We start from the raw sequence: 21024 nt of genomic DNA, 5'->3' as shown, positions 1-21024 counted from the left end.
TCGTTATAGGAGCATGTGCTTACCTCAAAGTAGATTGCACGAATAGTATAATCTACTTTGAGGTAAATGTCAAGGAGGAAATTGTGTGACGGAAGAAATTTTATTTGGAGAAAGAGTTCGGCAGCTGCGCCAGGAGAAGGACATGAGCCAGAAGGAGTTGGGCCAGGTGGTGGGCCTTTCTCATAAGGCCATCAGCACCATCGAGGGCGGCCAGCGTTCCACCTCCATCGAAAAGCTGATTCTGCTGGCACGATTCTTTTCCGTTTCTACCGATTACCTTTTGGGCCTGTCGGACAAGCGGGAGCGGATGTGAAGTTTCAGAATATTTGCATCATTCCCGCCTTCGACCGAATGCGACCCCTCTTCGCCGCCTGCGCGCGGTATACTAAAACTACAAGGGAATTCCCCGATAGGAGTGTTGCCCCATGCTGTTTTGCGAACTGTTACAGGGCACCGGCTACGCCGGCGACCTTTCTTCCGACCTAGTTGCCCAGGACCTGGTGTACGACTCGCGCATCGCCGAGCCCGGGGACGTGTTCGTCTGCCTGCCCGGCGCGGCGGCGGACGGCCACGCCTACGCCAAGGCCGCCTATGACCGGGGCTGCCGCCTATTCGTGGCCGAGCGGCCCCTGTCCCTGCCCGAAGACGCGGCGGTGGCCCTGGTAAAAAACAGCCGGGCGGCTCTGGCCGTCATGTCCCGCAACCTGTTCGGGGACCCGGCCAAGGAGCTGACCGTCATCGGCGTCACCGGCACCAAGGGCAAGACCACCGTTACCCACCTCATCAAGAGCGTGCTGGAGGCGGGCGGGGTCAAGACCGGCATCATCGGCACCAACGGGGTGCATTTCGGGGAAATCCATTATAAGACTGTCAACACCACCCCTGAGTCCTACGAAATCCAGAAGACCTTCCGGGAGATGGTGAAGGCCGGATGCGAGTGTGTGTGCATGGAGGTGTCCAGCCAGGGGCTGATGACCGGGCGTGTGGCCGGCATCCAGTTTCAGATCGGGGTGTTTACCAACCTGTCCCCCGACCACATCGGCCCCACCGAACACAAGGACTTTGCCGACTACATGCATTGGAAGGCCCAGCTTTTCAGGCAGTGCGACCTGGGGCTTGTGAACTTCGACGACCCCCATGTAAAGGAAATCACAGCTTCCGCCACCTGTGAGCTCATCGGCTACGGCCTTTCAGAGGGCTGCGCCTACCGGGGGCGGGACATCCGGCTCGTCCGGGAGCCGGGCTTTCTGGGGGTGGACTTTGCGGGCGAAACCCCGCTGGGCACCCAGGGTTTCCGGTTAAACCAGCCGGGGCGGTTCTCGGTGTACAACGCGCTGGTGGCCGTGGCGGTGGGCCAGCACCTGGGGATATCCCTGCCCACGGCGGCCCGGGCGCTTTCGAAGGCGGCCATCCCCGGGCGGGTGGAGCTGGTGGACGCGCTGCCTTTTTGCACCGTGGTGCTGGACTTTGCCCACAACGAGGTGAGTATGCACGCCATCCTGGAGACCCTGCGGGAATATCACCCCAAACGGCTCATCTGCCTGTTCGGGTCGGTGGGGGACCGGTCCCAGTTGCGCCGGGCGGCTATGGCCCAGACGGCGGCCCGCTTGTGCGACTACTGCATCCTCACCAGCGACAACCCCGGCAACGAAGATCCTATGTCCATCCTGTCCGACATGGAGAAGGGGATGGGGGAGGCCAAGGGGCGGTACGTGACCATCCCCGACCGGGCGGCGGCCGTCAAGTACGCGGTGGACATGGCCGAGGAAGGGGACATCCTTCTCTTTGCCGGCAAAGGGCATGAGGACTATCAGCTGATTCATGGGCAACGGGTTCCCTTCTGCGAACGGGAGCTCATCCGCCATTACGCGGCGCTACGCTTAGGGCAGCCGGAAGCAGAGGACACCGTAGCGGGATAAAAAAAGAGGCCGGGCGGCATGATGCCGTCCGGCCTTTTGAATGCAATTTTTACAGCTCCACGAATTCGGTCACCTTATCGACGAACAAAATGCCATCCAAATGGTCGACTTCATGGCAGAAGCATTTCGCCTTTTCCCCGGCTACGTGGAAGGTAACCGGTTCGCCCTTTTCGTTGAGGGCGCTCACCTTCACCCGGTAAGGGCGCTTGAGCTTGCCCCAGCGGTTTGGAAAGCTCAGACAGCCTTCGATGACCTCCTGCTCCCCCTCGGCTTCCACGATTTCGGGGTTAACCAGCTTGATCAAACCGTCCCCCATGTCGATGACTACCAGCCGCTTGAGAATGCCTACCTGGGGAGCGGCCAGCCCGGCGCCGATCTGAGAATGGTACATGGTTTGGGCCATATCGTCGAGCAATTGACGGATTTTATCGTTGACCTCGGCGACCGGGCGGCTTTTCTTGCGCAGTACCGGGTCGTCGTATAATACGATTTCACGAAGTGCCATTGGTTCTAACTCCTTTGTCTGAACGTGTTCTATGGATCGCGGTTCCCGCAGGGGGAACGGAATATCCACAGTTTTAGTGTAGCTTCTTGCGCTCTCCTTGTCAACCCATGGTTCTGGCTTCGGGCGGCGTTCTTTCTGCCAAGCATCGCTTTTTCACAAGCAATGCCCGCAAGGAAAACAAGAGAAGCGAAGGGGAAAGAACGCCGAAGAAGAAAAAACACTGCGGAATGTGGCTTATTTTATCCTAAAAAGAGATGGATCCGCCAAAAAGGCAATCCGGTTGACATTTGAAGCGAGCGTGTTACAATAAGAATAACAAAGGTTTTCCATCCGCCTGCGGCGCGGGCCGGGCGGAAAGCCAAGGAAAGAACGGTCCCGGCCAGGTGAACCGGGTAGGACAGTTGGGAGCGAAGGGTTCTGCCTTCGCCGCCAACTGTCCTTCTTGCCTTTGGAAGGGCAGGAAAGGGAGAGAAGGCTTATGGTAAAGGACATGACGGTGGGCTCGCCGTCAAGAATCCTGTTTTTCTTCGCGATGCCGATGATTCTCGGCAACCTGTTTCAGCAGCTTTATAATATTGTAGACTCGGTGGTAGTGGGGAACTTTGTGGGCGCAGACGCCCTGGCGGCCGTAGGCGCGTCCTACCCGATTACCTTCCTGTTTGTGGCCATCGCCATTGGGGCGAGTACAGGCTGTTCGGTGGTCATCTCCCAGCTCTTCGGAGCGAGGCGGTACGGGGAAATGAAGACGGCCATTTATACCTCCCTGTTCTCCATCGGCGGGCTGGGGCTGGTGCTCATGGCCGTAGGCCTGCTCATCAGCACGCCCATCCTGCACCTGCTGGGCACGCCGGAGAACATCTTTGCCGATTCCGCCGCCTATCTGAACATTTATTTTTTAGGCGCGGGCTTTTTGTTTTTGTACAACACCCTGACCGCCATCTTCAACGCCCTGGGCGACTCCAAGTCGCCGCTGGTGTTTTTGGCCATCGCGTCGGTGGTCAACATCGGGCTGGACCTGCTCTTTGTCATCCAGTTCCAGATGGGGGTGGCAGGGGTCGCCTGGGCGACTTTGATCGCCCAGGGGTTGTCCTCCGTGCTGTCCTTGATTTTTCTGCTGCGCCGGCTTCGCCGGATGGAAACCACGGATTCTCACCGCCTGTATGACGTGCACATGCTTACCCGGATGCTTCGCATTGCGGTGCCCTCCATGATTCAGCAGTCCATCGTTTCCATGGGCATGCTCTTTGTCCAGGCGCTGGTCAACAGCTTCGGTAGTGTCGTGGTCGCGGGGTACACCGCCGCCACCAAGATCGACTCCATCGCCATGCTGCCCATGCTCAACATTTCCAACGCCGTTTCCAGCTTTACCGCTCAGAACATCGGCGCCGGTAAGCCGGAGCGGGTCCGCAAGGGATACCGGGCGGCGCTGGTGATGACGGCGGTCATCGCCCTTGTGATCACCGGATGCCTTTATCTGTTCGGCGCCAACTTTATGAGCCTGTTTGTGGATGCGAACCTGAGCCAGGGCGTCATCGACGTAGGCGTGGAGTACCTGCGGGTGGTGTCCGTGTTCTACATCCTTATGGGCGGCATGTTCAGCACCAACGGCCTGCTCAGAGGGTCGGGGGACGTGAAGGCCTTTATGACCAGCACCCTGTGCAACTTCGTCTGCCGGGTGACCTGCGCCTATGCGTTTGCAAGTCTCATGGGAGCGAGTTCCATCTGGTGGTCCATCCCCATGGGCTGGGGCGTGGGCCTGACCATTTCTTTTCTGCGGTACCGCTCGGGCAAGTGGGCGAATAAATCGCTGGTGCAGGATGAGAGAAAACCAGTCCGGGAAGCGGCGGAGGCCGGCGCACAGGAAATCGAATAAAGCGGGCCGAAAAAAAGGGGCTGTGCGCAACGAGTTGCGCACAGCCCCTTTTTGATGTTCGAAAAGACGGCGTTTCCGATGGCCTTTGCCAGACAAAGAGGGAAACGCCGTTTTACATGAGCTGGAATTTGGCGGATAAACGAAAACCACCCCGGACAAAACGGCCGGGGTGGTTTTTTTGGAGCGGACTACGAGGCTCGAACTCGCTACCTCCACCTTGGCAAGGTGGCGCTCTACCAGATGAGCTAAGTCCGCATTTGTTTGGTGCGAGTGCTATTATACCCATTTTGTTCCCTTTTGTCAAGAGCGGGACTTCAAAAATTTTCTGGCCAGGCACCAGCCGGACCCGAATTCATAGAATAAAAAGAGACATATGTTTTCTAGGAAAGGGAGGCGGCGGATTCGCCATGGCTTTGCAGGAATTGCCTTACAGCCGCAGCAAGGCGGTAGCCTATGCCCACCGCTGGGCCTATTTTCGCAATCCCGATTATTGTGTTTGCCGGGGAGCCGGGGGCGACAGTACCAATTTTGCCTCCCAGTGCGTCTATGCGGGCAGCGACGTTATGAACTATAGCTCCGCCTACGGATGGTTTTACATTTCTCCCAGCGACCGCTCCGCCTCCTGGGCGGGAGCGACCGGCCTGTATCACTTCCTCGTGTCCAACGACGGGGCCGGTCCCTACGGCTATTCCACTGACCGGCAGGGAGTGCTTGCAGGGGATCTGGTCCAGCTGGCCTTTGAAGGGCGCGACTTTGTCCACACCCTCTTTATCGTCATGATTCGCGGAAAACCCACGCTCGACCACATCCTGCTAGCCGCCCACACCGGCGACGCGGACTGCCGCCCTCTTTCCAGCTATTCGTTTACCGCCGTGCGTTTTGTCCACATCGAAGCGGTGCGCCGCCTGATGCCGGTGTAAGAAAGCGTCAGTCGAGAGGAACGGTACGGCAGCAAAGGCGACCCCAAAAAGAAAAAACAAAATCCCTCTTGACAAGGGAGTCGCTTGGGTGTATTCTGTAAGAAATTTATAGGTTCAATGCGATGAAGGGGACACGGGCAGGGCCATCTCTGTTTTCAGAGAGCCGCCGGTTGGTGCAAGGCGGTAACGTGTGGCAGCTGTTTATCACCCCCAAGCAGTCCGCCCAACCCACCGTCAGGCGTGAAGTAAGCGAGACCGGGTTCTTCCCGTTACAGGAGAGCGTATTATTGGATACGGCAAAGGTGGCCGGAGAGAGACCGGCAAGTAGAGTGGTAACGTGGAGTGTATTGAGCTTCATCTCTTCAGTGGAGATGGGGCTTTTTCTTTTGTAAAGAAGCGTTGAACCAATGCAATAAGGAGGTTTTCCAGATGGAAACACAGGTCAAGAAAATCGCAGAACGCCTCAAGGGCCTGCGGCAGATGATGGACATCACGCCGGAGGAAATGGCGCAGGTCACCGACGTAACTTTGGACGAATACCTGGCCAAGGAGAACGGGGAGCAGGATTTTTCCTTTACCTTCCTGTTCAAATGCGCCACCCGGTTCGGGATTGACATTTCCGCCATCGTCTCCGGTGAGGAGCCCCATTTGCAGGTGTACTCCATGGCGCGCAAAGGAGAGGGCATGCCCATCCGCCGCCGCCGGGAGTTCGACTACCAGCATCTGGCCTATCTCTTTAAGGACCGCCTGGCCGAACCCTTTGTGGTCAAGGCCAAGTATTCGAAGGAAGAGGAGGAGGGACCCATCCATCTGTCCTTCCACGAGGGCCAGGAGATGGACTATGTGCTCAAGGGCCAGTTGAAGGTGCAGGTAAACGGCCATGTGGAGGTCCTCAAGGAGGGCGACTGCATCTTCTACGACGCGAGCCATCACCACGGCATGGTGGCGGTCGGCGGGGAAGACTGCGAATTCCTGGCCTTTGTGATGAAAGGCAGAGAGGGAGCGGACACCCAGCCGGTGGAGGTAGTCGCCGAGCAGGAGAAGGCGGTTACGCCTGCGGCGCCCAAGGAGCTTCTTTACAAGCAGTTTGTGGACGAAACCCTCGATGAAAACGGCTACTTAAAGGACATCCGCTTCAAAATCCCGGAGAACTTCAACTTCGGCTTCGACGTGGTAGATGCGCTGGGTAAAAAATGCCCTCATAAGCGGGCCATGCTCTGGGTTTCCAACGACAAGCAGGAGCGGGACTTTACCTTTGGCGATATGGCTCGGTATTCCGCCAAGGCCGCCAATTACTTCCGTTCTCTGGGGATCAAGAAGGGCGATCGGGTTATGCTGGTGCTCAAACGGCATTACCAGTTCTGGTTCGCCATCGTAGGCCTGCATAAGCTGGGCGCCATCGCCATTCCCGCCACCAACCAGCTGGTCACCCATGATTTTTCCTACCGGTTCAACGCCGCCGGCGTCAAAGCGGTGGTGTGCACCAGCGACGGGGACGTGACCCATTATGTGGACGAAGCCCAGGCCGAATCCCCCACGCTGGAAATCAAGTGCGTGGTCAACGGCACGAGGGAGGGCTGGCTCAACTTCGACGAGGGCCTGGAAGGCAGCTCGGACGTGTTTGAGCGTCCCACCGGCGATGCCGCCACCCTTGCCACCGATCCCATGCTCATGTATTTTACCTCCGGCACCACCGGCTATCCGAAAATCGCCACCCACGCCTACACCTATGCCATCGGCCACATTGTCACCGCCCGCTGGTGGCACAACGTCAAGCCCGACGGGCTGCACTTTACCATCTCCGACACCGGCTGGGGCAAGGCGGTCTGGGGCAAGCTCTACGGCCAGTGGCTGTGCGAGGCGGCGGTCTTTACCTATGACTTTGACCGGTTCCATGCGGAGGATATTCTCCCCATGTTCGCCAAGTACCACATCACCACCTTCTGTGCGCCTCCCACCATGTACCGGTTCTTCATCAAGGAGGATCTGTCGAAGTACGATCTGAGCTCCCTGACCTACTGCACCATCGCAGGTGAGGCGCTCAACCCCGAGGTGTACCAGCAGTGGCTGAGCGCCACCGGTCTCAAGCTCATGGAGGGCTTCGGCCAGACGGAAACCACCCTCGCCATCGCAAACCTCATCGGCATGGAGCCCAAGCCCGGTTCTATGGGCAAGCCCAATCCCCAGTACCACATTGACCTAGTCACCGGCGACGGGTCTTTCGCCAAGCCCGGCGAGGTAGGGGAGATCGTGGTGCGCACCGACAAGGAAGTCCCCTGCGGGCTCTATAAGGGCTATTACCGGGACGAGGGCCTGACCAAGGCCGCCTGGCACGACGGGGCCTACCACACCGGAGACATGGCCTGGCGGGATGAGGACGGCTACTTCTGGTATGTAGGCCGCACCGACGACCTGATCAAATCCTCCGGCTACCGCATCGGCCCGTTCGAGATCGAAAGCGTCATCATGGAGCTGCCCTATGTGCTCGAGTGCGCCATCACCGGCGTGCCCGACCCCATCCGCGGCCAGGTGGTCAAGGCTACCATTGTGCTGACGAAGGGCAACGTGCCCTCGGAGGAGCTGAAAAAGGAAATCCAGACCTATGTCAAGGACCACACCGCGCCTTATAAGTACCCGCGGGTGGTGGAGTTCGTTGACGAGCTGCCTAAGACCATCAGCGGCAAGATCCGCCGGGTGGAGATCCGCGGCCAAAGTAAATAAGCAAAGGCTGGGCCAATGCCCGGCCTGACGGAAAGCCCGGCGGCGAACCCACTCAGGTTCGCCGCCGGGCCTGTTTGGCTGGAGCGGGCCGCCGGCAAACGGTGGAAACGAGGAGGGGCCCTGATGATACGGAAGGAAAACGGGCTCGAACGCTTTGGAGGATGAAAAGGATGAATCGGGAAGAATGGGAAGAATACATGGCGCAAACCTATGGCGTGGATGGGGAGCACCCATGGGAGAGGTATCCTGCCAATGTGGTGTTTCGCCATCCGGGCAACCGCAAGTGGTTCGCGCTGCTGATGACGGTTTCCAAAGAAAAGCTGGGCCTTAGGGAGGAGGGAACGCTGGACATTGTAAACGTCAAATGCGATCCTCTTTTGATGGGGTCCCTGCGGGCGGAGCCCGGCGTCTATCCGGCGTACCACATGAACAAGGCCAACTGGGTCTCCATTTCGTTGGACGGCAGCGCAAAGGAAGAAATGGTCAAGATGGCGCTGGACGTCAGCTTTGACCGGACCGCGCCGAGAATAAAAAAACGAAAGGCATAGGAAAAAGGACGGCAATTCCAAATTGCCGTCCTTTTTTCGGCGTAAAAAGAACCGGGCCGCCGCGCCCGCATTTGGAGCACCTAGGGTTACAGGTATTGCTTGAGCCGCTCGATGCTGTCTTGCTCGAACTGGATCATGTCCCGGGCGATTTGCTGAATGGGTTCGTCCGCCTCGGGGTGCTTTTTGAGGGATTCGGTTTCTTCAATGATCCCCATGGTGCTGCCCTGGATCATCATTTCCGCGATATGGGAGGGCGACGCGTCTTTCATGGTGTTCATGCGCACGCCCGCGTAAGCCATCATCTTTTGCATGGGACCGTTTTCCTTGGGAACGTCGTCGTACTTGGTCATCAACTGCTGGGCCCGGTAACCGAAGGTGTTGTAGCCGTTCATCTGGGTCTGCAGGTCGCTTTTGATTTCCTGGGCGTTTACGGTTTTGAGAATGGTTTTGATGTTGTCCTCGCCCATCTTCGCGGTCTGGTAGAGAGTGTTTAAGAATTCGATATTGGTGTCCATTTGCTTCGCCGCCATTTCCCCGGCGAAAAGTGGTTTGTCCGCCCCGCTGCGCCGCCGGCGCGCAATGGGGCGGATGTAGTATGCGCGAAAAAGGCGGGAATATACACAAAGAAAAAAGATAGATAGGGAAACCCAAGCGCTTCCTTACATATTAAAGGTCCTCTTTTTCCTGCCCAAGAAAAGGAATATCCAAGGCTTCACAGATTTTAATCAAAACCTCAACAGAAGGGCTTTTCTTTCCTAATTCTATTTCGTTCATAAACGGCTGAGATATTCCAACCGCTCTTGCAAGCTGATTTTGGCTAAGACCCAACTGCTTACGCTTTTTTCTAATTATAAGTCTATAGTTCTCCATAATTTATCACCCAATAAGAGTATAAACGATTTAGAGCAATAATGTAATTTATAGCTTTTAGCTATTGCTTTTTGAATTGATAAACGATATAATAGCGTTAAGCGATAACCTGTTAATATATTTGCCTTCAAAAATGCTAGTTTTCATATATTATCACCCAACACAATGGAAATATGGCTATAAGAAGCAAAAAAGAAAGGTAGTTGCAAAAATATGTGGTGAGTGCGTGAATATAATTCACGCACTCACCACAGCTTCGCTTTCTGGCATGTGAATAAAATTCACATGCCGCTGTCGGTTTCCCGCCGCTGCTCCGCCTCCAGCAGGTCCAGCCGGTAGGCGTGGTATTCCAGCAGGACGAGCAGGGCCATGTCCTCGGGCTCCCGAATCCCATCGTCGATAAAGGCCCGGGAAAGCGGCCCAAGCGGGCCCAGCAGGGACGTGCGGATGCGCCTAAGCAGGCCCTTGTACTGCGCCTGTAAGGCGTTGGGGCTCATTTGCGCCAGCCGCTTGCGCTGTTTCTCGGGCAGCCAGCCGTCCAAAACCGGAAAGCAGCCGCAGATTGCGGTGTACAAATCCGTTGGCATGGGGCATCCTTCCTCTTTTTCCTGTTTTCCTTATCATCGCCCCAATTGCCACAAAAAACCAAGACGATTGCAATAACTAATGCAATCGTCTAGAGGAAAGCATTACCAGGTTGGTATAATTTTATTATCATCAGATAAGCGGGGGGAATCGAAATATGGTCAAGCTTCGGGTTCATGAACTCTTAGAAAAGGAAGGCAAAAGCAAATACTGGCTTTACAAGCAGCTCAACATGAGCTACCAGAGCTTTCGCCGGATGATCGACAATCAGGTTAAGTCCATCAGCAGGGAAAACATCGAGGCCCTCTGCCAGATCTTCCAGTGCACCCCGGCGGACATTTTTGAGTTCACCGATGAGGACATTGTGCCCCGCAAAGAAGAGCCTGGCGGGAAAGACGAAGAAAAGCGCCCGGGATGAAGCCGTCCCGGGCGCTTTTGTATTAATCTAAGAGCTGCTTCATATAAATGTGTGGGACGTGCCCGTCCATGTGCTCTTCGCCGCACACCGAAAAACCCAGCTTCTCGTAAAAGCCCTTCACCCGCACCTGGGCGTCCAGCTTGATTTCCTTTGCGCCCAGCGCCCGGCATTTTTCCATAAGCGCTTCCACCAGCGCCCGTCCTTCACCGGTTCCCCGCAGGGAGCGCGATACGCAGATACGCCCGATATAGAAAACGCCGCCACCTTCGTCGAGCACCCGGCCGGTGGCCGCCGGCGTCCCGTCCTTTCCATAGAAGACCACATGCCAGGCGGTCTTGTCCGCCTCGTCCACCTCCTGCTCCCGGGTGTAACCCTGTTCGTCGCAGAAGACCGCGAAGCGCACCGCCAGCGCGTCGGCAATGTCCCCGTTAGGGGCGATCCACTTCTTTTCCATCATCCTCCGCCTTACTTCGCCTTGCTGGCGGATTTCATCCGCAGCTCTTTCGACAAGATCGCCTTGCGCAGGCGGATGCTCTTGGGAGTGACCTCCACCAGTTCGTCGTCGTTGATAAACTCCAGCGACTGCTCCAAACTGAGGTTGGTGGGAGGGGTCAGCTTGAGCGCGTCGTCCGAGCCGGCGGCGCGCATGTTGGTCACGTGCTTTTTCTTGCACACGTTTACCACAATGTCCTCGTTCTTGGGGGACTCGCCCACGATCATCCCCTCGTACACCTCCACGCCCGGGCCGATGAACAGCGTACCCCGGTCCTGCGCATTAAACAGGCCGTAGCCGGTAGAGGTGCCCGATTCGTGAGCGATGAGGGAGCCCTGCATGCGGCGGGGGATTTCCCCTTTGAATCGCTCATACCCGTCGAAGATGTGGTTTAAAATGCCGTTTCCGTTGGTATCGGACAAAAACTGCTGCCGGTAGCCCATCAGGCCCCGGGAAGGGATGCGGAATTCCAGGTGGGTCACGCCGGTTTCCCGGGTGCCCATGTTGAGAAGCTCCGCCTTGCGCGAGCCCAGCTTTTCCATCACCGCGCCCACATAGTTTTCCGGCACCTCGATCATCAGCAGCTCCATGGGCTCGCACAGATGCCCGTCAATCTCCTTCATGATGACCTTCGGGGGCGACACCGCGAACTCGAAATTCTGCCGGCGCATGGTTTCGATGAGGATGGACAGGTGCAGCTCGCCCCGGCCGGAAACCTTGAAGGTGTCCGCCGAGTCGGTCTCCTCCACCCGCATGGAAACGTTGGTCTCCACCTCTTTAAAGAGCCGGTCGCGCAGGTTGCGGGAGGTGACGTATTTGCCCTCCCGCCCGGCAAAGGGAGAGTTGTTCACCAAAAAGTTCATCGAGACGGTGGGCTCGTCGATCTTTACAAAGGGCAGAGCCTCCGGGCAGTCGGGCGCGCAGAGGGTTTCGCCGATGTTGAGGGTAGGGATGCCCGCCACGCACACTAAGTCGCCCAGGCTCGCCTCCTCCACTTCCACCCGCTTTAACCCTTCGAACTGGTAAAGCCGGGTGATCTTGCAGGCCTGGGTGGTCCCGTCCTGCCGGCACAAAACCGCTGCCTGGCCGTATTTCGCCTTGCCCCGCTCCACGCGGCCCACCCCGATGCGGCCCACATAGTCGTCCGCCTCAATGGAGGAAAACAGGATCTGCAGCGGGCCGTCCGGGTCCCCCTCCGGGGCCGGGACGTGCTTGAGGATTTCTTCGAACAGCGGCACCATGTTCGTGCCCGGCACCGCCGGGTCCAGAGTGGCGTACCCGTCCCGCCCAGAGGCGTAGATCACCGGGAATTCCAGCTGGTCGTCGTCCGCTCCCAGCTCGATGAACAGGTCGAGTACCTCGTCCACCACTTCCAGAGGCCGTGCACCCGGCCGGTCGATCTTGTTGACTACCACTACCGGCTTCTTGCCCAACCCCAGCGCCTTTTTGAGCACGAACCGGGTCTGGGGCATACAGCCCTCGAAGGCGTCCACCAGCAACAAAACCCCGTCCACCATCATCAGGATGCGCTCTACCTCGCCGCCGAAATCGGCGTGGCCGGGGGTGTCCACAATATTGATTTTCACGTCGCCGTACTTGACGGCGGTGTTTTTACTTAAAATCGTAATGCCGCGCTCGCGTTCCAGGTCGCCGTTGTCCATCACGCGCTCCTGCACGGCTTCGTTTTCCCGGAAAATACCGCTCTGCTTGAGCAGCTGGTCCACCAGCGTGGTTTTTCCGTGGTCAACGTGGGCGATGATCGCCACGTTGCGAATGTCTTCCCGTTTTGCCATGTTCTTTGTTCCCTCCGTCGGTTTCCAAGACGCGTCCGGTTTTCCTCAAAGGGGCGCTGGGGCCGTATGGCTTCGCCCTGGGGACGCCGTTCTCTTTTTCTTGCCTTTAACTTATAAATTCTAGCACAATCCCCACCCGGTTACAATAGAAGGATTGAATAAATCCCGTCCCTTGCAAATCGGTCCTTTTCAGATATAATGTTGTTATACGCATAAATCCCGGCAACATGCAGGCGAAAAGACACATTGCGAAAGGAAACCGCATAGAATGAAAACATACCAGATTCATCTCATCCGTCACGGCGTCATCGACGGCAATTTAAAGGGCCAGTATATCGGCGTCACCGACCAGCCTCTGGCTCCCGAAGGGGTGCGCCAGCTTTTGGAGCTAAAGGAGCGCTATCAGTACCCCCAGGCCCAGCGGTATTTTTGCAGCCCTCTTCTGCGCTGCAAGCAGACCATGAAGGTGCTCTACCCGGAAGCGGATCCCACCCTGGTGCCCGGCTTCTCCGAATGCAGCTTCGGGGTGTTTGAAGGGAAGAGCGCCCAGGAACTGGAACAGGATCCCCGGTTTATTCAGTGGATGGAGGAAGGGGGAACCGGCGCGCCTCCTGAAGGGGAGAGCGGGGTGGACTTTCAGATCCGCTGCTGCAACGCCTTCATTGAGCTGGTGCAGGAGCTGATGAAAACCGGCACCACTTCTGCGGTGGTGGTGGCCCACGGAGGAACCATCATGTCCATCCTGGCGGCCTTCGGTCTTCCGCGGGCCAACTTTTTCGACTGGATGTGCCAAAACGGCCACGGCTACAGTTTACGGGTAACCCCCAGCCTGTGGATGAGCGGCCAGGTGGTGGAGGCCTATCAGATGCTTCCCTTGGGCTACGGTCTCCAGCGGACGGACGAGCAGAAGATCATTCTGGACGTGGCCAGAGAGGCGGCAGACCGGGCGTACGGCCGGCCGGAGGAACCAAAAGACGAAGCGCCGGAGAGAAAAGGGGACGAGCCGTAAAGAAGAGACTGTTTTCAACAGGCTGTTGAAATCTCTGTGAATATAATTCCGGAATGGAGGGGACATACCGTGAAAAGACAAAAACTGACCGGCTTGCTTCTTGCCTGCCTTTTGGTGCTGGGCGGATGCGTCCCTTCCTCTGCCCCGCCGGACCATGCGCCGTCCCCGCCGGCAGCTTCCTCTTCGGTGCCCTCCTCCTTGGCGCCGGAAAGCAAGATCTCCCTGTCCGAAACCTGGGGAGAAGCCGGCAGCGCTAAGACTCTGACCGGCAGCACCCTGGTGGTCAACCTTTTCCTGTCCGACGCGGAGAGTCAGTGGGACAGCCAGTCCCGCACCGACGCTATGGAGATGCTCGAAGAGGCCTTCGCCTTTTTGACCGAGGAAGCCGCCCGCTATGGGCAGGAAATTCGGCTGACGCAGACCGACAAGCTGGCCTCCTATTACCTGACCTTCGACCAGGCGGTGGAAGACAATCTGGAGTATTACCAGTGGACCGACCAGATGCTTCCCCAGAATGGGTTTGCGGATTTTGCCGCGTTGCTGGAGGACGCCGTCAAACAGGCCGGAGAAGCGTACGACAATGTGGCGGCCATTGTCCATCTCAATAAGCCGGGGCGCAGCTATGCGCTTCCTTTCCATAGAGGAAATGAGGAAAAGTACCAGGCCGAGCATTTGGTGATGTTCTTTAACGAGGACGCCTCCCATCCTTATTACATCTGCCCGGCGGCCTATGCCCACGAGCTTCTGCATCTGTTCGGCGCCAAAGACCTTTACGACCCGGACGGCCAGAACGCCGCCGTCAAGGAGCTTGCCCAGAGCGTATGTGAAGACGATATCATGCTCTCCATCTCCTCAAACCTGTACAGTCGCCGGGTGGAGGACTTTACCGCCCATTCGGTGGGGTGGCTTACCGAACTGCCGGAAGAGTTTGCGTCCCTTGCCCAGGTATTGAACCAGGAAGCCGAAAAGGGGGAGAGTCATGAAGATATGCAGAGCGCGGCCCTCCCAGGCGGAAGAACGAAGAAGATCTATGAAAAATCCGTATCGGTGCCGCGTCTTCACATGTTCGGATAAGAAAGCACCCGGCTGCGAAACCCGTTTCGCAGCCGGGTGCTTTTTGTGATTACAGCAGGCAGACTGCTTTGGCCCGTGAGAGCTCGCTCTTAACGGATCCCGCAGGCGGGGTTTCTCCGGGAAACTCCATGAGCAGGAAGAAATCCGATGAGGAAAAGGGCCGCCCGTTTTACCGGGCGGCCTTGAAAAGCAAAGTTAATTTTTATAATCGATGTACTCTTTGTAGAGAATCAGGTATTGAATACCGGAGACGATGGTAAAGAGAGTAGCGATGGAGATGGCGATGGTGTTGATCAGGGTTGGCAGGAAGCCGGACTCAAGCAGGTGCAAAGACGCGGCCTCTTCCACCAGCAAAATCACCAGGATCGCCGTAATCTGGCTGACGGTCTTCATCTTTCCCCAAAAGTTCGCCGCAATCACCTTGCCCTGGCCGGAAGCCACCAGCCGCAGGGAGGTCACCAAAAATTCCCGTACCAGGATGATCACCGCAAACCAGGGGCTGATCAGGTCCAGCGATACAAACCCAATAAGCGCGCAGGTGATCATGATCTTGTCCGCCAGCGGGTCTAGAAACTTTCCGAAGGAGGTAATCTGGTTGTTGCGCCGCGCCAGCTTTCCGTCGATCATGTCGGTCAGCGAGGCCAGGGCAAACACCACCGCGGTGATCAGAAAATGGTGAGGGATTGCAGGCATCAGCAGGAAAAACAAAAAAACCGGCGACATAGCAATGCGCACGATGGTTAGTTTGTTGGGTGTATTCATCGGCTGGCCATCCTTTACTTACGATTTGCGCGGGCCGTCCTCCGCTTCTTCGCCCACCAGGTCATAATCCAGGTACCCGGTGACGGTTACAGGCAGAAGATCGCCGGGAGAAACTGGGGCCTTGACGTGGAAAAACACCTTGCCGTCAATATCCGGCGCGTCTGCCGCCGTACGGCCGTACCAGCACTCGGCATAGGCATCGAAGCCTTCCACCAGCACCGGCATCGTCTTTCCCTTTTTCGATTTTAGCCGCCGCTCCACAATCCGGGACTGTTCTTCCATAATAATCTCCTGGCGGCGCTGCTTCACGTCCTCGGGAACCTGGGAACCCATCGCTGCGGCAGGGGTTCCCTCTTCCGGCGAATAGGTAAAGCAGCCCAGGTGATCGAAGCGCACGTCCTTGATAAACTGGGCTAGCGTAGCGAACTCCTTGCCGCCCTCGCCGGGAAATCCCACGATCAGCGTGGTGCGCAAAGTCACATCCGGGACCATTTCCCGGATGTGCTGAATTAACTTGGTCAAAGATCGGCGGTCGCCGGTGCGGTTCATCGCCCGCAGGATGGCCGAATCCGCGTGCTGCAAAGGAAGGTCCAGGTAAGGAAGCACCTTTTCCTCCTGCGCCATCACCGAAAGAAGCTCGTCGGTGATCCGGTCCGGATAACAGTATAGCAGACGCAGCCAGGAAAGGCCGTCGATTTTGCACAGTTCCCGAAGGAGCAGAGGCAAACGGAGTTCCCCATACAGGTCTTCCCCATAACGGGTGGTGTCCTGGGCGATGAGAATGAGCTCCTTCGCCCCGTTTTTCACAAGGGTTTTGGCCTCTTCCAAAATTTCCTCCATAGGCCGGCTGCGAAACCGTCCCCGGATCATGGGAATCGCGCAGTAGGAACAGCGGTTGTCGCACCCATCGGCAATGCGCAGGTAAGCCCAGAAGGGCGGCGTGGCTAAAACCCGTTCGCCGTTCATGCAAAGGCGGTCCTTAGGCGGGAAAGCTTCCGTCTGGGTTCCCGCCAAAGCGTCCGTCACCACCTGGGCGATGTCCGCGTTCTTACCGATGCCGATGACCGCGTCCACCTCCGGGATTTCCTTTTTGACTTCCTCCCGGTAGCGCTCGGCCAGGCAGCCGGTCACCACTACCGCGCGGATGGTTCCCTCCTGCTTGAGCTGGGCCATTTCCAAGATGTTGTCGATGGCTTCCTTCTTGGCGTCTTCAATAAAGCCGCAGGTATTGACAATGATGGCGTCCGCCTCGTCCACATCGGTGACGATTTGAAAACCCGCCTGCCTGAGCTTCGCCAGCATCATTTCTCCGTCCACTAAGTTCTTTGGACATCCCAGCGAAATCATTCCTACCTTATGGTTCATCCGTTCCTCCTATATGGGTCGCGATCCCGTTTTTCTCCATATACTCGTGCAAAACATGCTTGAGCTGGTCCGACCGCCAGCCTAGCCGATAAAGGGTGGAAAAGGCATGCTTCACCTCCCGGTCGGTGTTCAGCTTCCCGTAGCACCGCCGGTCTAAGTAAGCGGTGATGCGCTCCTGGGGGTCTACCTCAATGGCGTCGAGCACCACTCCTGCTGTTTCCCGGTCAATGCCCCGGCTGCGAAGCTCCCGCTCCACCCGGGTGGGAGCATAGTATTTCTTTTCGATGAGCTCCTGGGCATACAGCTGGGCAAAGCGGCCGTCGTCGAGCAGGCCGGCATTAGTCAGATGGTCTGCCACCGCCTGGGCAAGTCCAGGCTCGTAATAATTTTTCAATTTGTTGACGATCTCATAGCGGGAATGCTCCCGCCGGGAAAGAAGGCCCAGGGCACGTTCCTTCGCGCAGTGAAACAGGGATTTCTCTTTGAGGTCGTCAAGCTCCTCTTCGCTGATTTCCACGCCCTCCCGCAGCCCGGCCTTTGCGATGGTGTCGGCGTCGAGCATCGCCACCAGGTCCGGGTAGGACCAAATGGAGTACATCCGATTCTTTCGTTTTTTGATGGAAGTAATTTTCATGAGAATCGTCATTCCTTACGCTTTGAAGGCCCCCGCGTTTTTCCCGCCCGCAAGAGGGGCGTGGGTCCTTATGGTCTGTTCTGCTTACTCGTCGTCCACCAGAATGTCCACGCTGGGCTTTTTGGAAGCCCGGGCCGGCGTGGGAACCGGTGCGGACGGGGCCGAAGGCGCCTGGGCGCTTGCCGCAGGGGAAGCGGCTGCCGCCGCTTTCTTTTCCTCCGCCGCCTTGGCCTTGGCGCGGGAAGGAGAAAGCTTATCCGCGTTCTGACGGATCTTTTCTTCGATTTCGTCGGCAAGGTCGGGGTTGTCGGTTAAGAAAACCTTCGCGTTGTCCCGGCCCTGACCCAGACGCATGTCGTTATAATAAAACCAGGAACCGCTTTTCTGGCACACGTCCAGCTTGACCCCCAAGTCCAGAATTTCGCCCACCTTGGAGATGCCCTGGCCGTACATCACGTCGAATTCCGCGTCCCGGAAGGGAGGGGCCACCTTATTCTTGACCACCTTCGCCCGGGTGCGCGAACCGATCATTTCCGTGCCGCTTTTGAGCGTTTCGATGCGGCGCACGTCGATGCGCACGCTGGAATAGAACTTGAGCGCCCGTCCGCCCGGCGTCACCTCCGGGTTTCCGTATACCACGCCCACCTTTTCCCGCAGCTGGTTGATGAAAATAGCCACACAGTTGGACTTGGCGATGGCGCCCGCCAGCTTGCGCAGCGCCTGAGACATCAGGCGGGCCTGGAGACCCACATGGGAGTCGCCCATTTCCCCGTCGATTTCCGCCCGGGGGACCAGAGCCGCCACCGAGTCCACCACCACCACATCCAGAGCGCCCGAGCGCACCAGCGCCTCCGTGATTTCCAGAGCCTGCTCGCCCGTATCCGGCTGGGACACCAGGAGGGAATCGATGTCCACCCCCAAAGCTTTGGCGTAAACCGGGTCCAGCGCGTGCTCCACGTCGATAAACGCCGCTTCGCCCCCCGCTTTCTGGGCCTGGGCTACCACATGCAGCGCCAGGGTGGTTTTACCCGAGGATTCCGGGCCGTAAATTTCCACGATCCGTCCCCGCGGAACGCCGCCGATGCCAAGGGCCAGGTCCAGCCCCAAAGAGCCGGTGGAAATGCTTTCTACCTGCATGCCGCTGTTCTGTCCCAGCTTCATGACCGCGCCCTTGCCGAACTGCCGTTCAATGCTCAAAAGGGCCGTTTCCAGCGCCTTTTTCCGGTCGGACGCCGGGGTGACCGAACTCTTGCTGCCTTTTTCTGCTGCCATATGTTTCGCCCCATTCCGCCGCTGCGCGCCCGGCTAAATAATCCCAATGTAAAAACGCCCCTTTTGGTTGCGCAGAAGAAAGAAGGGGCTTTCGGCTGTCGTTACAGGCTCCCAAAACGGCAGAATGCCGCCGAAGCCAATTCCTATCCATACGAATTCTATTATACTGTATTCCGGTCGAAATTGCAAACCTGGGCCGTCCGTTTTCCGCCTGGCCAAATCCCGCTCACGAGCCGGTCGAGCCCGGCCAGATCCCGGCCCACCGCAACCTGGGAAAACCCGGCCTCTTCGAACAAACGCCGTACCTGCTCACCTTGCTCTGCACCAATCTCCACCGCCAGCATCCCGCCCGGGCAGAGAAGGGACGGATAATGGGTCACAATGGCCCGATAGAACAATAGGCCGTCCTCCCCGCCGTCGAGCGCCATGCGCGGCTCGAAGGACACTTCTTTCATTAGCCTCCCGATTTCCCCCGCCGGGATGTAGGGGGGGTTAGACAAAATCAGGTCGTATACCGCGTCCTGCGCCGGTTTTACCAGCACATCCCCTTCCGCCACCGTCACCCGGCTTCCGTGCCGAGCGACGTTTTGCCGGAGATAGGAAAGAGCCTGGGGAGATTTTTCCACGGCCGTTACCTGGGCGTCCCGGTCAAAATGGGCCAAAGAAACCGCCACCGCGCCCGAACCCGCGCAAAGCTCCAGCACTCGCTTGGTCCGCCGCCCCTTTAAAAAGGAGAGCCCGGTTTCACAGAGAAGCTCCGTGTCCGCCCGGGGGATGAGAACCCCCTCTCCCACCGAGAAGGGAAGACCCATGAACTCCCATTCCCCCAGCAGGTACTGCAGGGGGTATCCGCCCGCCCGGCTGCGTACCTGACCGCGAAAGGAAGGGACTTTTTCCCCATCGGCCTCCTTATCCCCAGAAAGGGCAAGCCCTGTCCGGTCCATACCGAAGGCGTGGGAAAACAGGCAAAGCGCATCGAAGGCAGGGCTTTCACACCCTGCCTTCGTCAGCAGCTTTTTTGCCCAGGCATATTCCTGCCGGTAACTGCTCATTGTACCGCTTCCTCCTGGGGCGAAACCGGGGGTTCCGGTGCCGCCTCTTCCTTCAGGGCCGAACCGCCTTCTTCAGACGCGGTATCCTCCTCCGGCTTCTTGGTCAGGTAAACTTCCCCGCCCGGAAGAACCGCTTTTAAAGCCATGATCGCCACTTCGATCTGATCGTCGTGGGGCTCCTTGGTGGTGATGCGCTGCATCCAAAGGCCGGGCGCGGCAATGATACGGGTAAACAGGTTGTCGTACTTGCCCGCGAGCTTGATGCATTCAAAGCCCAGCGCCATAATCACTGGTACCAGAAGGATTTTCATGGGCGTCCACAGCCAAATGTTGTCGTCAAGGGTGGTGGTGGCCGCCAGGATATAGGACACCAGAATACCCACCAGCAGCATGGTCAGCAGGAAGCTGGTGCCGCAGCGGGGATGGAACCGGCGCTGCTTGCGCACGTTTTCCACCGTCAGTTCCTCGTTTGCTTCAAAACAAAAGATGGTCTTGTGCTCCGCCCCGTGGTATTCGAACACCCGGTGGATCTCCTTCATCTGAGAGATAAGAATCACGTAGGTGAGGAAAATCACAATCTTGAGGACCCCTTCGAATAGCGCCCGCCATCCGGAAAGATCCGCCGCCACCAGCGATTGCAGCCCGTTAAAGAGCAGGCTGGGCACAAAGAAGAACAGGCCCACCCCTAAGATCACCGCCAGCACGGTGGCGATTCCCGTCAAAACACCAAACAGTTTATCCCCAAACGTGTTGGTAATCCAAGCTTCAAACTTAGAGGGCTCTTCGTCGTCGTCCTCTAAGTCCGCCAAGCCCGAAAGCTCCATGGACTTGGTCAGCGCCTTGAACCCGACCATCAGCGACTCGATGAAAGCCGCTACTCCGCGCAGCAGCGGGATTTTTAAAATCGGATGCCGGTCCCGAAGGGAGGCCGCCTCCAGGTATTCGGTGACGATTTCCCCATCGGTGCGGCGCACCGAGATGGAAGAATGCCCCGGGCCGCGCATCATAATTCCTTCAATCAGAGCCTGCCCGCCGATGGAGGTATATTGTTTCTTTTTCCGCTTTTCCTTTGCCATTGCGTTCCCCCGTAATCCGGCCGTACCCATAAATACGGCCAATTGCCGGATTTTGTATACCGGTTATGTATACTATAATCCATTCTCGCGTGCTATTCAACCATTTCACAGAAAATTCACAGAAAAACCGGGTTT

General features: G+C 57.6%; 22 protein-coding genes and 1 tRNA gene. 10 read left to right on the top strand and 13 right to left on the bottom strand.

The genetic code is table 11. The annotated features are described in order from the left end of the window. The first annotated feature begins 85 nt into the window (after positions 1–85). Both WMO26_RS03125 and WMO26_RS03120 read left to right on the top strand, forming a co-directional pair. The gene (locus WMO26_RS03125; RefSeq protein WP_349218080.1) at positions 86–313 is read left to right on the top strand and encodes a helix-turn-helix domain-containing protein; all 228 of its coding nucleotides are present in this window, start codon (positions 86–88) and stop codon (positions 311–313) included. A 112-nt stretch (positions 314–425) separates the two neighbouring features. Continuing rightward, a complete protein-coding gene (locus WMO26_RS03120) occupies positions 426–1919 on the top strand; it encodes a UDP-N-acetylmuramoyl-L-alanyl-D-glutamate--2,6-diaminopimelate ligase (RefSeq protein ID WP_349218079.1) in 1494 nt (497 codons plus the stop codon). Between the two features lie 49 nt (positions 1920–1968). Here WMO26_RS03120 and def read toward each other — a convergent pair whose 3' ends face one another. After that, positions 1969–2424, bottom strand: a complete 456-nt coding sequence (gene def / locus WMO26_RS03115) for a peptide deformylase (protein ID WP_349218078.1) — start codon at positions 2422–2424, stop codon at positions 1969–1971. 478 nt (positions 2425–2902) lie between these two features. Between def and WMO26_RS03110 the strand changes: the two genes are divergently transcribed. Continuing rightward, on the top strand, positions 2903–4297 hold the full coding sequence (locus tag WMO26_RS03110; RefSeq protein WP_349218077.1) for an MATE family efflux transporter: 1395 nt from the start codon (positions 2903–2905) through the stop codon (positions 4295–4297). 179 nt (positions 4298–4476) lie between these two features. On the opposite strand, the gene WMO26_RS03105 is transcribed toward WMO26_RS03110, so the two are convergent. Next, positions 4477–4552 (bottom strand) — tRNA-Gly (locus tag WMO26_RS03105). A gap of 152 nt (positions 4553–4704) precedes the next feature. Here WMO26_RS03105 and WMO26_RS03100 point away from each other — a divergent pair. The 4 genes from WMO26_RS03100 (at position 4705) to WMO26_RS03085 (ending at position 8486) form a co-directional block, all read left to right on the top strand. Continuing rightward, complete coding sequence (locus WMO26_RS03100) at positions 4705–5217, top strand: amidase domain-containing protein (RefSeq protein WP_349218076.1); 513 nt, start codon at positions 4705–4707, stop codon at positions 5215–5217. 188 nt (positions 5218–5405) lie between these two features. Further along, entirely contained in the window at positions 5406–5609 is a 204-nt protein-coding gene (locus WMO26_RS03095) for a hypothetical protein (RefSeq protein ID WP_349218075.1), read from the top strand. A 37-nt stretch (positions 5610–5646) separates the two neighbouring features. Then, positions 5647–7938 (top strand): AMP-binding protein, encoded by a 2292-nt coding sequence (locus tag WMO26_RS03090; protein ID WP_349218074.1) that lies wholly within the window; start codon positions 5647–5649, stop codon positions 7936–7938. Positions 7939–8108: 170 nt separating this feature from the next. Continuing rightward, positions 8109–8486, top strand: coding sequence for an MmcQ/YjbR family DNA-binding protein (locus WMO26_RS03085; RefSeq protein ID WP_349218073.1), 378 nt, complete (start codon positions 8109–8111; stop codon positions 8484–8486). A gap of 86 nt (positions 8487–8572) precedes the next feature. Here WMO26_RS03085 and WMO26_RS03080 read toward each other — a convergent pair whose 3' ends face one another. From WMO26_RS03080 to WMO26_RS03070, 3 genes are all read right to left on the bottom strand, one after another. Beyond that, positions 8573–9001 carry a hypothetical protein gene (locus WMO26_RS03080; protein ID WP_349218072.1) on the bottom strand — a complete coding sequence of 143 codons (429 nt, stop codon included), beginning with the start codon at positions 8999–9001 and terminating at the stop codon, positions 8573–8575. A 151-nt stretch (positions 9002–9152) separates the two neighbouring features. After that, the gene (locus WMO26_RS03075) at positions 9153–9356 is read right to left on the bottom strand and encodes a helix-turn-helix domain-containing protein (protein WP_349218071.1); all 204 of its coding nucleotides are present in this window, start codon (positions 9354–9356) and stop codon (positions 9153–9155) included. A 281-nt stretch (positions 9357–9637) separates the two neighbouring features. After that, complete coding sequence (locus WMO26_RS03070; RefSeq protein ID WP_349218070.1) at positions 9638–9943, bottom strand: DUF6794 domain-containing protein; 306 nt, start codon at positions 9941–9943, stop codon at positions 9638–9640. A 155-nt stretch (positions 9944–10098) separates the two neighbouring features. Between WMO26_RS03070 and WMO26_RS03065 the strand changes: the two genes are divergently transcribed. Further along, entirely contained in the window at positions 10099–10359 is a 261-nt protein-coding gene (locus WMO26_RS03065) for a helix-turn-helix domain-containing protein (RefSeq protein ID WP_349218069.1), read from the top strand. Positions 10360–10381: 22 nt separating this feature from the next. On the opposite strand, the gene WMO26_RS03060 is transcribed toward WMO26_RS03065, so the two are convergent. Together WMO26_RS03060 and typA are read right to left on the bottom strand one after the other, a co-directional pair. Further along, positions 10382–10813: a GNAT family N-acetyltransferase gene (locus WMO26_RS03060; protein WP_349218068.1), complete on the bottom strand. Its 432-nt coding sequence runs from the start codon at positions 10811–10813 to the stop codon at positions 10382–10384. Between the two features lie 11 nt (positions 10814–10824). Continuing rightward, positions 10825–12645: a translational GTPase TypA gene (typA, locus tag WMO26_RS03055; protein WP_349218067.1), complete on the bottom strand. Its 1821-nt coding sequence runs from the start codon at positions 12643–12645 to the stop codon at positions 10825–10827. Between the two features lie 268 nt (positions 12646–12913). On the opposite strand from typA, the gene WMO26_RS03050 reads away from it, so the two are divergent. Together WMO26_RS03050 and WMO26_RS03045 are read left to right on the top strand one after the other, a co-directional pair. Continuing rightward, positions 12914–13654, top strand: coding sequence for a histidine phosphatase family protein (locus tag WMO26_RS03050; RefSeq protein WP_349218066.1), 741 nt, complete (start codon positions 12914–12916; stop codon positions 13652–13654). A gap of 69 nt (positions 13655–13723) precedes the next feature. Beyond that, positions 13724–14728 carry a hypothetical protein gene (locus WMO26_RS03045; protein WP_349218065.1) on the top strand — a complete coding sequence of 335 codons (1005 nt, stop codon included), beginning with the start codon at positions 13724–13726 and terminating at the stop codon, positions 14726–14728. 195 nt (positions 14729–14923) lie between these two features. On the opposite strand, the gene pgsA is transcribed toward WMO26_RS03045, so the two are convergent. From pgsA to WMO26_RS03015, 6 genes are all read right to left on the bottom strand, one after another. Then, the gene (gene pgsA / locus WMO26_RS03040; protein WP_349218064.1) at positions 14924–15490 is read right to left on the bottom strand and encodes a CDP-diacylglycerol--glycerol-3-phosphate 3-phosphatidyltransferase; all 567 of its coding nucleotides are present in this window, start codon (positions 15488–15490) and stop codon (positions 14924–14926) included. Positions 15491–15508: 18 nt separating this feature from the next. Continuing rightward, entirely contained in the window at positions 15509–16855 is a 1347-nt protein-coding gene (rimO, locus tag WMO26_RS03035) for a 30S ribosomal protein S12 methylthiotransferase RimO (RefSeq protein WP_349218063.1), read from the bottom strand. Beyond that, entirely contained in the window at positions 16845–17489 is a 645-nt protein-coding gene (locus tag WMO26_RS03030; RefSeq protein WP_349218062.1) for a regulatory protein RecX, read from the bottom strand. The genes rimO and WMO26_RS03030 overlap by 11 nt, the downstream gene beginning before the upstream one ends. Before the next feature lie 84 nt (positions 17490–17573). Further along, the gene (recA, locus tag WMO26_RS03025) at positions 17574–18761 is read right to left on the bottom strand and encodes a recombinase RecA (protein ID WP_349218061.1); all 1188 of its coding nucleotides are present in this window, start codon (positions 18759–18761) and stop codon (positions 17574–17576) included. Between the two features lie 161 nt (positions 18762–18922). Continuing rightward, on the bottom strand, positions 18923–19813 hold the full coding sequence (prmC, locus tag WMO26_RS03020; protein WP_349218060.1) for a peptide chain release factor N(5)-glutamine methyltransferase: 891 nt from the start codon (positions 19811–19813) through the stop codon (positions 18923–18925). Further along, positions 19810–20889 carry a DUF1385 domain-containing protein gene (locus WMO26_RS03015; RefSeq protein WP_349218059.1) on the bottom strand — a complete coding sequence of 360 codons (1080 nt, stop codon included), beginning with the start codon at positions 20887–20889 and terminating at the stop codon, positions 19810–19812. Before WMO26_RS03015 ends, prmC begins: the two co-directional genes overlap by 4 nt. Positions 20890–21024: the final 135 nt, after the last annotated feature.

Source organism: Solibaculum intestinale (genome assembly GCF_040096205.1).
In the GTDB taxonomy this organism is placed as follows: Bacteria; Bacillota; Clostridia; order Oscillospirales; family Acutalibacteraceae; genus Solibaculum_A; species Solibaculum_A intestinale.
This window is presented reverse-complemented; position numbering and strand designations above follow the sequence as displayed.